The sequence below is a fragment of the Pararhodobacter sp. genome (genome assembly GCF_034676075.1).
In the GTDB taxonomy this organism is placed as follows: Bacteria; Pseudomonadota; Alphaproteobacteria; order Rhodobacterales; family Rhodobacteraceae; genus Pararhodobacter.
On record NZ_JAUCCQ010000106.1, the window covers coordinates 1 to 13,909 of the forward strand.

A 13,909-nucleotide genomic window follows, 5' to 3' on the forward strand; every position below is an offset into this window, starting at 1 on the left:
TGCGAATACTGGCGCATGCGGGCGATGGAGATGCCGCTCTCGCCCAGAACCGTGGCGATCTTGGCCAGCGCGCCGGGCTTGTCCAGAAGCGTCATGCGCAGATACCAGGGCGCGCCCGCGCTGACCGCGGCGGGGGGGGCTGCGACCAGATCCGCGGCCGGCTGGCCGAAGACCGGCAGGCGGAAGCCGCGGGCGATGTCGATCACGTCGCCCATCACGGCGCTGGCGGTCGGGCCTTCGCCCGCACCCGCGCCGCGCAGCACGATCTGGCCGACCATGTCGCCCTCGATCACCACCATGTTGGTGCCGCCCTGCAACTGGCCCAGCGGATGCGTCTCTGGCACCAGGCAAGGCGTCATGCGCTGCTCCAGCCCGCGGCCGGTCATCTGCGCCACGCCCAGCAGCTTGATGGAATAGCCCATGTCGCGCGCCAGCCGGATATCGGCGGTCGAGACCGAACCGATGCCCTGCAGCACCACATTGTCGAAATCCACCTCGGTGCCGAAGGCGATGGCGCTGAGCAGGCTCAGCTTGTGGCCCGCGTCGATGCCGCCGACGTCGAGATTGGGGTCGGCCTCAAGATAGCCCAGCTTGCGGGCTTCCTCGAACACCGCGTCATAGGGCAGGCCCGCCGATTCCATCCGGGTGAGGATGTAGTTGCAGGTGCCGTTCATCACGCCCATGACGCGCTTGATCTGGTTGCCCGCCAGCCCTTCGGTCAGGGCCTTGATGACCGGGATCCCGCCCGCCACCGCCGCCTCGAACCGCAGGGAACGGCCCTTCTCCTCGGCCAGGCGCGCCAGGGCGGTGCCGTGCTTGGCCAAGAGCGCCTTGTTGGCGGTGACCACGTCCTTGCCGGTCTTCAGCGCCGTCTCGACCAGCGCCTTGGCCACGCCATTCTCGCCGCCGATCAGTTCGACCACGACATCGACATCCTCGCGCCGCGCCAGCTGGACGGGATCATCCTCCCAGCCATAGGCCGAGATATCGGCGCCCCGGTTCTTCGACCGCGAATTGGCGCTGACGGCGACGATCTCGACCGGGCGACCGGCGCGGCGGGCGAGCAGCGCGGCATGGGTCTGGACGATCTTGACGACGCCAATGCCAACCGTGCCGAGACCGGCGATGCCAAGACGAAGAGGGGTGGACATACAGCGCTCCGACATGATCCTTCCGCCCGGCGCCGGGCGGTATCGCTGCTGAATTAGCCTGCCGGGGGGCCGGGCGCAATGCGCGGATGCGCGCGCTCAGCGCTCGTTGCGCTTGAGTTCCTCGGCCCGGCGCAGGAGATCGGCGCGTTCCTGGCTCTCGACCCCGCCCCGCCGCAGCGCCGCGGCCCGCGCCTGCAGCGCCGAGGCCCGCCCGGCCAGCTCGCGCGAGGCGGCCTCGCCGCGGGTGGAATCGGCCGCGCCTGCGGTCCGGGCGGCGATCTCGTCCAGGGGCAGCAGCGCCGGCGCCTCGGGCGCGACGGTGCCGCAGCCGGCGAGCAGCAGCGCGGAAAGGGCGACGGGGGCGAAACGGAGCATCGGGGCCTCGGCCTTGGGGTGCGCCAACCTAGCAAGCGGGCCGGTCGCTGTGAAGGCGCAATGCGGCCGGGGCGGCCGGGGCAGGGGCAGGGCGATCCGGGGTTGAATTGAACGGGCGTTCAGTGACAATGGCGCATGGCCCGCAAACCCGGCTCCCGTTCCGAGATCACCGGCCCGCGCCTGCGCGAGGCGGCGTTGCGGCTTTTCGCCCGCGACGGCTATGCGGCGGTGTCGATGCGCCAGATCGCCGCCGAGGTGGGCGTGCAGGCCGGGGCGCTCTATCTCTATACCGCCGACAAGCAGAGCCTGCTGGCGGATCTGATGGCAGATCACCTGGAGGCTTTGCTGGCCGCCTGGGCGGCCGAGGCGCCGCAAGGCGACGCCCGCGCCCGGCTCGACCATTTCGCGCGGTTCCACATCCGGTTCCACGCCGCCCGGGCCGATGCGGTCTTCATCGCCTATATGGAGCTGCGCAACCTCACGCCCGAAAACTTCGCCCGCATCGAGGCGCTGCGCCGCCGCTACGAGACCGAACTGGAGCAGATCCTGAGGGACGGGCAGGCGGAAGGGTGTTTCGCGCTGCCCGATACCAAGCTGGCGGCCATGGCGCTGATCGCCATGCTGACCGGCGTGAACACCTGGTTTCGCGAGGGCGGGCGCCTCAGCCTGCCGCGGGTCGAGGATATCTACGTCGACATGGTGCTCAAGGCCGCGGGCGCGGGCGGCCCCTCCCGCTGAGGGGACGGGCCGCCCGGCGCCGTCTTCAGCGCGTCCAGCGGTCGATGGTCAGGTTGGTGTTGCAGCTGCCGCGGTTATAGGTGCCGATGAAGATGACGTACTGGCCGCTGGGCGGGTTGGTCATCCGGACGCCCGCGTTCCAGCCATTGTAATCGTCGTTGAAGAACCATTGCCCGTTCGGGTCACGGACGATCAGCGTCGTGTCGCAGGTATAGCCGTTGTTGCCGTCGTTTAGGCGGATCTGAAGGCCGTTATAGGTCGTGGTGACGTTCTGGTTATCGTAGTTCAGCACCAGCGAGGGCGAGGCATTGGCATAGCCCCAGCCGCCGGTGTTCGGGCAGGACGACAGCGAGGTGCCGCCGCTGGCCTGGCGCTGCATGGTGATGCCGGTGGTCAGATCGGCCCGGGTCATCGTCAGCCAGGGGGCGGCGATGCGGTATTCCGGGCAGCCCGAATAGCGGCGGAAGCGGTTGTGCGGATCGGCCGTGAGCAGGTTCGCGGCATTGGCGACAAACGGCGGCGGCGTGCCTGCCCCGACGTTCGAGGCGGTGATCGACAGGTTGTCGAGCCCCCAGCTTTCATCGCTGATCGCGCTGTCCACCCCGGCCGAGAACCCCAGCGAGAAGGTCCGGGGCGCGTTGTCGATGGTCAGCGTGACCCGCCAGAGCTGGTCGTTGGCCCCGCCGCCGGCAAAGCTGCTGCCGGTCCGGACCAGCGTCATCGACACCCGATAGGTGGAATTGCCGATGTATCCGGTGCTGACGCGGGCATTGTTGTAGGGCGCCTGCGAGAAGTTGATGAAGGGATCGACCGACAGCGGCACCCCATCCATCATGATGGTGAACGTATCGCCGCGCGGCAGGATATACTGGTTGGCGTAGCCGTCCCAGGTGTCGAGGATCAGCAGGTCGAAGGCGATATTGGCGGTGGCACGGTCCGCCTGCAGATCGACGGCGAGGGTGACGGGCGTGGCCCAGGTCTCGGTGCCGAAGGGGCCCAGATACGAGCCCGAGGGGCCACCCGCGGTGATGGTGGTGCGCGACAGGCCGCTGGTGACGCCGTTGTCGAAGGAATAGGTCCGGTTCGCCACCGGCGGGTTGGTGGGCTCGGGCGTCGGATCGGTCGGATCGGGCAGGCCCTCGTTGCCGCTGCCGGTCCAGGCGATTTCGTAATCGGCTTCCGGGTAGACGGGCTCATGCCCCTCGAAATTGATCCAGGGCGCGAAGCGCGGGCGGACCACGACCACCGGGGTGAAACGCAGCTGACCGACGCCGACCTGCGCGAAGGGTTCCCAGAGCGCGAAGGCCTCGACCAGCAGCAAGGCCTCGCCCGGCAGTACCGGCGGGATGCGGTCGGCCAGGTCCGAGACCGGCATCTGCGCGCCGGACCCGGCGAAGGTGAAGCTGCTGTCGTCGCCGAATTCGGCCATCAGGGTTTCCAGGTCGCCCGCCTGCAACAGCTCGAACGTGTCCTCGGGCAGCGATGAGAGGTCGCGCGTGGCATAGGACCATTGCAGCCGGTTGCGTTCGTTGGCGCTGTCCCAGATCACCGAGGAGACGCGCAGCCGGGTCGGAAAGCGCGAATCGATCAGGAAATCGAAGACGTCGTTCAGCCCCTCGATGTAATTCGCGGTGAAGAGGTCGGTCTCGCGCGACATGATGTCGGCGACCGTCTGGGCGGCCATCTGGGCGTGATAGCGGGTCTTGTAGCCATCATAGAACACCACCGTCGCCGCCAGCGCCCAGAGGAGCAGCGGCAGGGTGAGGATCAGCTCGACCGAGACCGAGCCCTGGTTCGCCCCCCGGAAGGCACGGGTCCGGGCCACCAGGTGCTCTGCCAGGGCGCGCGGCATCGCCAGGACGCGGGAAACGGCATCGGAGACGCTCATGGGGACCTCACGCGGGTTCATTGGCGAAAGCGGCATGCGAGATGATGTGGTAGCCGCCCGAGCTGTCGGTCGGCATGCCCAGCACCAGCCCGGTCAGGCTGAGGAACGGATCGACCACCGCGCAGACCCGGATCAGCATCAGCTGCTGCAGCCCGGCCGAGGGCGCGAAGCTGAGGACCGGCGAGAGTTCGAGTTCGCGGTTGATGCATTGCGCGGGATCGCTGAGGCCCGACCAGTTCTGCGTGTCGACCGGGCGGAGTTCGATGGCGATGGCGTTCTGGCAATCCTGGATCATGAAGGAATTCTCGCAAATCATGTCCCGGAACCGGCTGAACTGCGAACCGGTGATATTGCCCAGCCGGACCTGGCGCACCGCGATGTCGACCGAGCGGTCCAGGAAGACCTGGCGCAGCATGACGGTGCCGAAGTCGACGGCCGAGAACAGGAACATCAGCACCAGCGGCACGGTGAGCACGAATTCGATCGTGGCACTGCCGGTCTGGCTGCGCGCGAAGCGCCGCAGGAGGGGGCGACGCGGGCTCACAGCGTCAACCTCAGCGCCTGGGTCTGGATCGAGGCGGTTATGCCGCGGAACACATCGATGATGCCGTCGGCGGAGGTGTTGAAGTAATGGCTGGGCGACGAGGCGCAATTCTGCATCAGGGCGGCGCCGCTGCTCGGGGCCTGGTAGGCGATGGCATAGATCAGCACGCCCTGGTCCTTGAGCGCGTCGCACACGCTTTCGGCGTTGAGGTTCTGCACCAGTTCCGGGTAGCGCTCGCCGCAGCAGTTCTGCCCGTCGGTCAACAGGATCAGGGCGCGGACCACATTGGGCGCGTCCCAGTCATAGGGGCGCCCCTCGAAGGCCGGGTTGATCTCGTGATTGGCGATCAGCTCGCTGATGGCGGGGCGGATGGTCGGATCGAAGAACAGCGCGCCGTAGCGGATGCCGAGGTCGATCGACGTGCTGCCCGAGGCGCGCAGGTCGTTGATGTAGCGGGTGGCCAGATCGGGGTCGCTGACATAGGGGCGAACCGTGCGCCAGCTGGCGGTGTTGCAATTGGCGCGGTTGGTGCGCAGGTCCAGCGAGCCGACGATCTGCGTCCACAAAAGCCAGTCGTTGCAGGCGCCGCTGCCCGCCGCGTTCGAGAAATGGTTGAGGAAACCCGCCGGCGGCAGCACCCAGGTGTCATAGGGCACCAGCGTGATGCCGACATCGCCCACTTCCTCGGCGTCGTTCAGCAGGCTGGTGGTCAGCTCGACCGCGGCGTCGCGCATGGCGTCGATCTTGCCCTGGCCGCTCATCGAGCCCGAGACGTCCAGCACCATGACCAGTTCCACATCCGGCCCGCCCTGGAAGGTCTCGGCCGCCCGCGACGGGGTGATCATGTCCAGGCTCTCGATGCCCGCCAGGCTCATGAAGGCCGAGGGGATCCGGGCCCGCGGGAAGGCGGTGACGATGCGGCCTTCCTGGGGGTCGTCGACGATGCTGAAATTGTTGCCCAGCAGTTCGGAATAGCCATCGGCGGCGAAATAGGCCCGCAGGATCTGTTCGGGCGTCGCGCCCGAGACGTTCTCGCGCAGCATGGTCGCCGCCAGCACGGCGCGGTCGGCTGTGCCCTGCAGGCGGATGCGCTCGTTCTCATAGCGCATCATGTCGACGGCAAGCCCGCCGAACAGGATCATCGCCACGAAGACAAAGAGGCTGAAGACCGCCATCGTGCCGTCCTCGGCCCGGGCGAAACCCAGAAACCCGCGCCGCAGACACTGGCGCGGCGCGCGGGCTTGCGGCGATTGCCGTGGCAGTCCCGTCTTGGCGTGCATCATTCTACCCCTTAACCGCCGCGCTGACGCGGCTTCAATCACAGGACGTGGTAGCGCGGGGCGATGGCTGAAATGCGGCGCGAGGGGCGCCGAATGTGGCGGCGGAAAGGCAGATCCGCGGGCAATCTGTGCCGGATCGAGAACAAACCGTCCCCGGTTTCCGGGCCAATCGCAGGGCCTGTCCGGGTGACGCCCTGAATTTGCTTAAATTTTTAGGATAATCAGCCGAAGTCGCGGGCCAGCGCGCAGAAGGCCTCGAGATCGATCTCTTCGGCGCGTGCGGTGGGTGCGATTCCCAGCCGTTCGAGCCGCGCCTCGATCTGCGGATCGAGGCCCTTCAGCGCCGCCCGGAGCATCTTGCGCCGCTGGTTGAAAGCGGCGGCGACGACCCGTTCCAGGGTCTTCGCGGGGGCGGGGAAACGCGGTTCGGGCAGGGCGGTCAGATGCACCACCGCCGAGTCGATCTTGGGCGGCGGGGTGAAGGCGCTGGGCGGCAGGGTCAGCACGATCCGCGCCTCGGTCCGCCATTGCGCCAGAAGCGCGAGGCGACCGTAGGCCTTGCTGCCGGGGCGGGCGACGATGCGCTCGGCCACTTCCTTCTGGAACATCAGCGTCAGGGTCGACCAGACCGGCGGCCAGACGGGCGGGGTCAGCCAGCGCACCAGCAATTCGGTGCCGACATTGTAGGGAAGGTTCGCCACCACCTTGATCGGCGGGGTCAGGTGCTGAAGGGGGTCGACCTCCAGCGCGTCGCCGCCGATCACCTCCAGCCTGCCGGGATAGGCCGCGGCGATCTCGGCCAGGGCGGGCAGGCAGCGGGCGTCCTTCTCGATGGCCAGCACGCGGCGCGCACCCTCGGCCAGCAGCCCGCGCGTCAGGCCGCCGGGGCCGGGGCCCACTTCCAGCACATCCGAGCCGCTCAGATCCCCCGCCGCCCGGGCGATGCGCGACGTCAGGTTCAGATCCAGCAGGAAGTTCTGCCCCAGCGCCTTGCGGGCGTCGAGACCATGCGCCGCGATCACCTCGCGCAGGGGGGGAAGATTGTCGATCTGGGCCATGCCGACCGGATGCGGCAAAACGCGGCACATGGCAAGGGGGATGGGGGGCGGTGCGTGCGAGCACGCACCCTACGGGTGGGCGGCGAGGAGCGTGGGGGCCCCGGTCAGGACCGGGCCAGCGCCATGTCCCAGGCCATGACCATCGCCGCCCGCATCGAGGCCGGATCGGCGATGCCTTGCCCCGCGATGTCATAGGCCGTGCCGTGATCGGGCGAGGTGCGCACGAAGGGCAGGCCCAGCGTCACATTGACCCCGCCCGCGAAGTCGATGGTCTTGATCGGGATCAGCGCCTGATCGTGGTACATGCACAGCGCCGCGTCATAGCGCGCCCGGGCCGCCGGATGGAACATCGTATCGGCGGGCAGGGGGCCGGTGATCTGCATGCCGGCTTCCTGATAGCGGCGGATCAGGGGGGCGATGAACTCCAGCTCCTCGCGCCCCATGGCGCCGCCTTCGCCTGCATGCGGGTTCAGTCCGGCCAGCGCGAGGCGCGGCTCGGCCAGCCCGAAATCGCGTTTGAGCGCGGCATGGGTGATCTCGATCGAGCGCGACAGCAGCGCGGGCGTCAGGGTCCGGGGAACCTCGGCCAGCGGGATGTGGATGGTGATCGGCACCACCCGCAGCTCGGGGCAGGCGAGCATCATCACCACCTCGGCCCCGCCCGCCAGATGGGCGAGGAATTCGGTATGGCCGGGGAAGGCGAAACCGGCGCCGTCCTTCAGCGCCTTCTTGTTGATGGGCGCGGTGACCACGGCCGAGCACTCGCCCGTGCGTACCAGCGCCACGGCCCGCTCGATGGCCGCAATGGTGCCCGCGGCATTGGCCGGATCGGGGCGGCCGGGCTGGGCGGGCGCGGCAAAGGGCAGGGGCAGCACGGCCAGCACGCCCTCGGGCACCGGCTGGGCCGGGCTCTCGACCGCCAGCCAGCGCGTGCCCTCCGGCAGGTGGCGCGGGTCGCCGATCCACACCATCGGCGCCGGGGTGCCATCGCGGGCGATGCGGGCTGCCAGTTCCGGCCCGATCCCCGAGGGATCGCCCGAGGTGACGGCGAGGGGCGCGGGCATCACGGATACCGGATGTCGGCCTCGGCCCGCAGCCGCTGCAGATAGACCATCGCCTGACCTTCCAGCGCCCGGTTGATCAGGCTCTCGCGGATCTGCGGCCGGGCGGGCATGTTTTCGCCCGAGACCGACCGGGAGCAGAGCATCAGCACCATAAGCGCGTTGTCCTGCACCAGATTGGCGCTGATCTGGCCGGGGTTGAGCCGCTCAAGCTCGGTCCGCACGGCGCTGCTGAGCGCGGTCAGCGGCTGGGTCACGTGCTGGACGGCATCGGTCGGCAGTTCGGGCGCCTCACGCAGGACGCGGGCGTCGAAATCGACGCAGCTGTCGGTCATCTCGCGGATCCGGGCGACGCGGGCGAGGTTGGTCTCGCTGCGGCCGCCGGGCAGCATGGCCATGCGGTAATCGAGCGCCGTCGCCTCGGCCGAGACGGCGCGGGAATCGCGGCGCGCGCGCAGCTGGAAGAAGGCATAGGCGCCGGGCATCTCCATCGGGCCGATCACCGTACCGGGTGCCGCGTCGGTGAGGGCACTGGCCAGTTCCGGCGGCAGGCCGCCCAGGTCGATCCAGCGGTCCACCCGGCCGCCCGTGGCGGCCGAGGGCGCGGCCGAGACCTGACGCGCGGCATTGGCGAATTCGGTCTCGGTGCGGATGCGCTGCACCTGGGGAATGATCCGCTGCACCTGTTCGGCAAATTGCGGATCGGTGGGCAGGAAGATTTCCGAGATCAGCACCTCCGTCGAGGGCTGCACCCCTTCGACCGACAGCGCCTGGTCGATCTGGGCGTCGGAAATGGTGATGGTCCGGCCATAGACCGCCACCACCAGTTCGCGCCACAGCAGGCCCGAGCGGATGAAGCTCTCGAAGGTCTCACGGTCGATCCCGGCCTGGGCCATCCGCTGGATCATCTCGTCGGCGGTGATATTGGCGCGGGCGGCGAATTCGTTCATCCCGGCGGCGACCTGATCGGGCGTCAGGCGCCCGCCCAGCCGCGAGGCCTCCTGCAATTGCAGCCGGTCCTCGATCAGGCGCTCGATGGCGCGCTCGCGCGGGTTGTCACCCTGGGCGCCGATGAATTCCAGAAACCGCATCTTCTGGGTGATGTCGTAATTGGTGATCGGGTCGTCATTGACGTAGAGCGCCGCCGCGAAGGGCGATTGCGCCTGCGCGGGCAGCGCCGTCAGGGGGGCGGTCAGGGCCGATCCCAGCGCCAGGGCCGCGAGGAGGAGGGCAGGGCGGAAAAGCGAAGCTCGCATCGCAGAGGTCTTTCTGTTCGTCGTGCCGTGCCTCCGGCCTAGCGGGTCGGAAGGCGGATGAAAAGGGGGCGGCTCAGGTCCGGCAGGTGCGGCCGCCGGTGCTGGGCGCGCGTCCGCCGATCCCCAGAAGCTCGATCCTGAGGTCGAAGCGGGTCGAGGCCGAGGGGTTCGTCGCCGTCACGAAATGCCGCGCGAGCGTCATGTCGAGGGACAGGCATTCGTTGCTGAAGGTAAGGCCGGTGCGGGCGGCGGCAAAGATGTTCTGCCCGAAATCGTAATCCCAGCCGACGGTGGTGGCCCAGCCGCTGTCGAACCGGCGGGTCACGTCGACCGACCACTCGGCCAGATCGACGATGCGGTCCTCGAAGCTGCTGGCGGGCAGGTACAGATAGGTCGTCGACAGCCGCGTCCGGTCCCAGTGCCAGGCGAGGTTGGTCTCGGCCCGGCGCAGGCCGGCGTCGGAGGGATCGAGCAGCAGGCGCCCGGTCAGGCTGAGCCCGTCGCTGTTGCTGAGCCGTCCGGCCAGCAGCCAGTCCGAGCTGGCGCCGCCCAGGGGTTGTTCGTGCAGCGGATCGAAGCCCGCCAGCGTCTCGCGGCGCCAGATGCGGCCGATGAGCGTCTCCGAGGTCCAGCCGCTCGGATCGTGGCGGGCCCAGCGCAGGCCCGCGTTGATACGGCTGCCGTCATCGGGCGCGTCCTCACCCGAATAGCGGGTCAGGGCAAAGAGGTTGCCGGCGTCCAGTTCCGGCATCGTGTGGTCGTCGTTGGGCAGCGCGCCGCCCCGGCGCAGGGCGCCGATCACCTGCACGACGGGTTCGATCACATGCCGCACCCCGCTGTCCGAGATCCGGGCCAGGGGCCAGCGAAGCTCGACCATGCCTTGCAGCACGCGGCGGTTTACCGGATCGGGATAGGCCGAATCGTCCGAGACCCGCACATGGTCGATGCGCCCCTCGAGCGCACCGGTGGCGACGATGCCGCCCGCCATGATCACGCTGCGCCGCCAGCCCAGCGCCAGATGCGCCCGCGCCACGTCGCGCCCGGCGATCCCGTCCGTCGAGGATTGCCGCCAGAAAGCCCGCGCGCCCAGATCGGCCGTCAGGTCGCCGCCGCCGATGCCGTGATGCTGACGCAGCGAGGCCTCGGTCACCGCATTGGGCAGCCGGTCGTTCACATCCGCCGGGCGCCGCGAATAGAAACCCAGCAGCCGCAGCCGCACCGCCTGGTCGCGGGTGATCCGCTCCAGCGTTGTATGGCCGTGCATCCGCGCTTCGTCGGCGATGTTGTAGGTTTCCAGATAGGCCAGATCCGAGGCCGCCAGCAGATCGGCGGTCAGCGTCCAGTGGTTGCCGAGCGAGAAAAGCGCCCGGACATAGCCATAGCCCCGCAAGGGGTCGGTGACGATATTGTCGTGCGAGATCTGCCCGCCCAGCTCGATCCCGCCGTTCTGCCGCGCCATGCGCCAGCGGAACCCCAGCGAGACCATGCCATTGGTCGAGGCGCGCGGCGTCAGCGTCAGGTCCTGGCTGTCGCCCAGCGGCATGAAATAGGGCAGGCCGATCGACAGGCCCAGCCGGCTGTCGAGGCTGACCTCGGGACGCAGCAGGCCCCGCGCCCGCGTCACGCCCGGCGCGGGCAGGTCGAGGCGCGGCGCGTAGAAGACCGGCACGCCCGCAAAGCGGAATTGCGCGCGTTCGAATTCCAGCCGGCCGTTGGCCTCGTCATGGCGCACGCGCTGGGCGCGGATTTCCCATAGTGGCGTTGGATTCGAAGCGCAGACCGGGCAGCTCGAGGCGATGACCGCATCCATCTGGCTGATGCCATTGGTGCCGCGCTCGATCCGGGCGGCCGAGATCTGCATCTGCTGTTCCAGCACCACCCGCGCGCCGGTGATGATCCCGGCCCTGAGCGAGGGCGCGAGCTGGGCAGCATCCGCCAGCACCACCTGGTCGGGGCCGTTGCTGAGGGTGATCGGCCCGGCGATGTCCAGCCAGTCCTGGCGCTGATCGAAGGACACGCGCTGCGCGGTCAGGCGAATCGACCCGTGCCAGATCTCGACCGCGCCCTGGGCCACCAGCCGCCCGGCGCTGTCGACGAAGACCTGATCGGCCATCAGCGTGGCCGGCTGCGTCTGCGCCAGCGCAGGCAGGGGAAGAGTGACAAGCAGGCCGAGACCGGCCGCGGTCAGATGCGACCGGGTCGCCTCCGCGATCCTGCTCAGGGCTTGCCTGATCTGCGCCATGCCTGTCCCTATCCGTCCTCCAGATGAAGCAATACCCCAAGCGCAAGCAGCATGGAAGCTATCGGTGGTGTCCAAATCGCCAAGGACAACGGTATTTGGCCATTCTCCCCCAGAACCTGCGCGAAATTCCGCAGAAAGAACAGGGCAAAACCGGCCAGAACGGTCAGCAGGATGCGCAGGCCCGCGCCGCCCGCCCGCGAGTGCCTGAAACACAACACCGCCCCGACCATCAGCATCGCCGCCATCAGCATCGGCAGCGCCAGCTCCGCCTGGAATTGCGCCCGATGCGGGCGCGACGACAGCCCCGCCCGATCCAGCGCCCGGATGAAGCCCGGCAGGTCCCAGACGCTGAGCGTGCCCGCGCGCGAGAAACTCTCGCGGATCCGCTCGCCGGTCAGGTCGCTTTCCATCTCCAGCGAGAGATAGGTCTGGGCATCCCGTTCAGGGTTGTCGGCCGAAAGGTCCCAGCGCTTGGCATCAGTCAAGAGCCAGCGCCCCGGCACCAGCCGCGCGCTCTCGGCCTCGATACGGATCAAGGGCACGCCGGTGTCACGCTCGAACAGCAGGAACGAGACATCGCGGAAACCCAGCCCGTCAGGCTCGACCGATTGGGCGCGGATCACCGTCTGGCCGCGCTCGTCGCCCTGCCGCATCCAGAGGGCCGAGCCCTCGAGGCTGATCTGCGCCTGCTGATCGGGGCTTTGCAGGGCGGCCAGCCGCGCCTGATAGGCCCGCGTCGCCGCCGCCGCCAGCGGGTTCAGCGCCGCAACCGTCAGCGCCCCGAAAAGGAGCGTGGCCAGGAAGGGCTCGCGCAGCATCCGCATGGCGCTGCGCCCGGCCGAGCGGATCACCACCAGTTCCGAGGACCGCGCCAGACCCAGAAACAGCGCCATCGAGGACAGGATCACCAGCAGCGGCAGGATCTGGTAGAAGGTCGCGGGCACGCGCAGCATCGACAGCCAGACGATCTCGCGCATCGGCGTCTCGCTGCCGCCGAAGCGGCGCATCATCTCGACCACTTCGAAAAGCAGCAGCATGCCGAAGAAGACCGCGCCGATCAGCACGAAGCTCAGCGCCAGGCGGCGGACGAGGTAAAGGCCCAGCGTCATGGCTTCACCCGCCGTCGCCGGGTCGCCCAGCCGATCAGGCCCATGGACGCCGCCACCGCCAGCGCCAGCGGGATCGCCCCCAGCCAGGCGAGGCTCGCCTGCCGCATCGCCGGGCCCGCCAGCGTATTGGTCAGCGATTGCACCAGCGCCATCAGGACCACCGCCAGCACGATCTCCTTCCAGAAGCCGAGGCGGCTGAACCCGCCCGCCATCAGCGCCGAAAAGCCGATCAGCGCCGCCGCCACCGCCGCGAACCCGTCGACGAAGCGCGAAACCAGCTCGAAGCGGAACTGCGCCTCGGTGGCCCGCGTCTCGGCCAGCAGGGCGGGGGTGGGGGACATGAGTTCGGAGGAGGTCAGCTCCTGCACCGACCGGCCGCGCCCGGCGGGCCCGGCCATCGAGCTGAGGTCATAAGTGAAATCGCCAAACCCGGTGACCGAGAGCCGCCCGCTGCGCTGGTCATGGACCTGCGCCTGGCCGTCGATCATCACCAGCTTCGGCCCCGTCGCCTCGGGGACGATGAGGGCGGTGCGGGCGGTGTAGTCGATGCGCTGCAACTGGCTGCGGGCGTCGGACAGATAGATGCCGCGCATCGTGCCGTCCTCGGTGATCTCGTTGATGAAGAAGGTGATTCCCTCGGCCGGATGCTGGAAGACGCCGTCCTGCAACAGGCTGGCGGTCAGGTTCTGCGCCACCTCGACCTGGCGGCGGGCCAGTTCCGCCCGAGCCTCGGGGATCAGGAAATGCATGAGCAGCGTCAGGAAAGCGGTGACGATCAGCCCGAAGACCACGACCGGCCGGGCGATGCGGAAGGGCGAGATCCCGGCTGCCTGCAAGACCGACATCTCGCTGTTGCGCGACAGGCCCAGCGTCACATAGGTCGCCGCCACGAAAGCCGAGATCGGCAGCACGGTGCGGATCAGCATCGGCAGGCTGAGCGCGGTGAACTCCAGGAACACCGACATCGGCTGGCCGTCCGAGATCAGCTGATCGAAGAGCCGCACGGCCCGGTTCACCCAGTAGACCGAGACCAGCACCAGCGAGAAAAAGCCGAACACCCACAGGAGTTGCGCCAGAATATAGCGATCCAGCCGCGTCACGCGCGCCCCTTCCAAAGCTCCAAGTCGCGGCAATCTAGACGCTTTCCCGTGCCGGGGGAACCGCGATTTCCTCCGCCCCGGGCGGGGCGCCGGGGGAGGGGGCGGAA

Annotated in this window: 12 protein-coding genes; 1 reads left to right on the top strand and 11 read right to left on the bottom strand. The window is 68.8% G+C overall.

What is annotated here, in order from left to right; all coding sequences use genetic code 11:
* Together VDQ18_RS18795 and VDQ18_RS18800 are read right to left on the bottom strand one after the other, a co-directional pair.
* A partial coding sequence (locus VDQ18_RS18795; RefSeq protein WP_323022435.1) for a homoserine dehydrogenase occupies positions 1-1,151 on the bottom strand: 1,151 nt, incomplete at its 3' end.
* A gap of 96 nt (positions 1,152-1,247) precedes the next feature.
* The gene (locus VDQ18_RS18800) at positions 1,248-1,526 is read right to left on the bottom strand and encodes a hypothetical protein (protein ID WP_323022436.1); all 279 of its coding nucleotides are present in this window, start codon (positions 1,524-1,526) and stop codon (positions 1,248-1,250) included.
* 135 nt (positions 1,527-1,661) lie between these two features.
* Here VDQ18_RS18800 and VDQ18_RS18805 point away from each other — a divergent pair, with 135 nt between their 5' ends.
* Entirely contained in the window at positions 1,662-2,264 is a 603-nt protein-coding gene (locus VDQ18_RS18805; protein ID WP_323022437.1) for a TetR/AcrR family transcriptional regulator, read from the top strand.
* Between the two features lie 25 nt (positions 2,265-2,289).
* Here VDQ18_RS18805 and VDQ18_RS18810 read toward each other — a convergent pair whose 3' ends face one another.
* The 9 genes from VDQ18_RS18810 to lptF form a co-directional block, all read right to left on the bottom strand.
* A complete protein-coding gene (locus VDQ18_RS18810; protein ID WP_323022438.1) occupies positions 2,290-4,152 on the bottom strand; it encodes a hypothetical protein in 1,863 nt (620 codons plus the stop codon).
* A 7-nt stretch (positions 4,153-4,159) separates the two neighbouring features.
* Complete coding sequence (locus VDQ18_RS18815) at positions 4,160-4,696, bottom strand: TadE/TadG family type IV pilus assembly protein (RefSeq protein WP_323022439.1); 537 nt, start codon at positions 4,694-4,696, stop codon at positions 4,160-4,162.
* Positions 4,693-5,979, bottom strand: coding sequence for a vWA domain-containing protein (locus VDQ18_RS18820; RefSeq protein ID WP_323022440.1), 1,287 nt, complete (start codon positions 5,977-5,979; stop codon positions 4,693-4,695). The genes VDQ18_RS18815 and VDQ18_RS18820 overlap by 4 nt, the downstream gene beginning before the upstream one ends.
* Before the next feature lie 218 nt (positions 5,980-6,197).
* Complete coding sequence (gene rsmA / locus VDQ18_RS18825; protein WP_323022441.1) at positions 6,198-7,034, bottom strand: 16S rRNA (adenine(1518)-N(6)/adenine(1519)-N(6))-dimethyltransferase RsmA; 837 nt, start codon at positions 7,032-7,034, stop codon at positions 6,198-6,200.
* Positions 7,035-7,138: 104 nt separating this feature from the next.
* Positions 7,139-8,098 (bottom strand): 4-hydroxythreonine-4-phosphate dehydrogenase PdxA, encoded by a 960-nt coding sequence (pdxA, locus tag VDQ18_RS18830; protein WP_323022442.1) that lies wholly within the window; start codon positions 8,096-8,098, stop codon positions 7,139-7,141.
* Positions 8,098-9,351: a peptidylprolyl isomerase gene (locus VDQ18_RS18835; protein ID WP_323022443.1), complete on the bottom strand. Its 1,254-nt coding sequence runs from the start codon at positions 9,349-9,351 to the stop codon at positions 8,098-8,100. The genes pdxA and VDQ18_RS18835 overlap by 1 nt, the downstream gene beginning before the upstream one ends.
* Positions 9,352-9,424: 73 nt before the next feature.
* Positions 9,425-11,593 (bottom strand): LPS-assembly protein LptD, encoded by a 2,169-nt coding sequence (locus VDQ18_RS18840; protein WP_323022444.1) that lies wholly within the window; start codon positions 11,591-11,593, stop codon positions 9,425-9,427.
* Between the two features lie 8 nt (positions 11,594-11,601).
* Entirely contained in the window at positions 11,602-12,702 is a 1,101-nt protein-coding gene (gene lptG, locus VDQ18_RS18845; protein ID WP_323022445.1) for an LPS export ABC transporter permease LptG, read from the bottom strand.
* Positions 12,699-13,802 carry an LPS export ABC transporter permease LptF gene (gene lptF / locus VDQ18_RS18850; RefSeq protein ID WP_323022446.1) on the bottom strand — a complete coding sequence of 368 codons (1,104 nt, stop codon included), beginning with the start codon at positions 13,800-13,802 and terminating at the stop codon, positions 12,699-12,701. Before lptF ends, lptG begins: the two co-directional genes overlap by 4 nt.
* Positions 13,803-13,909 lie beyond the last annotated feature (107 nt).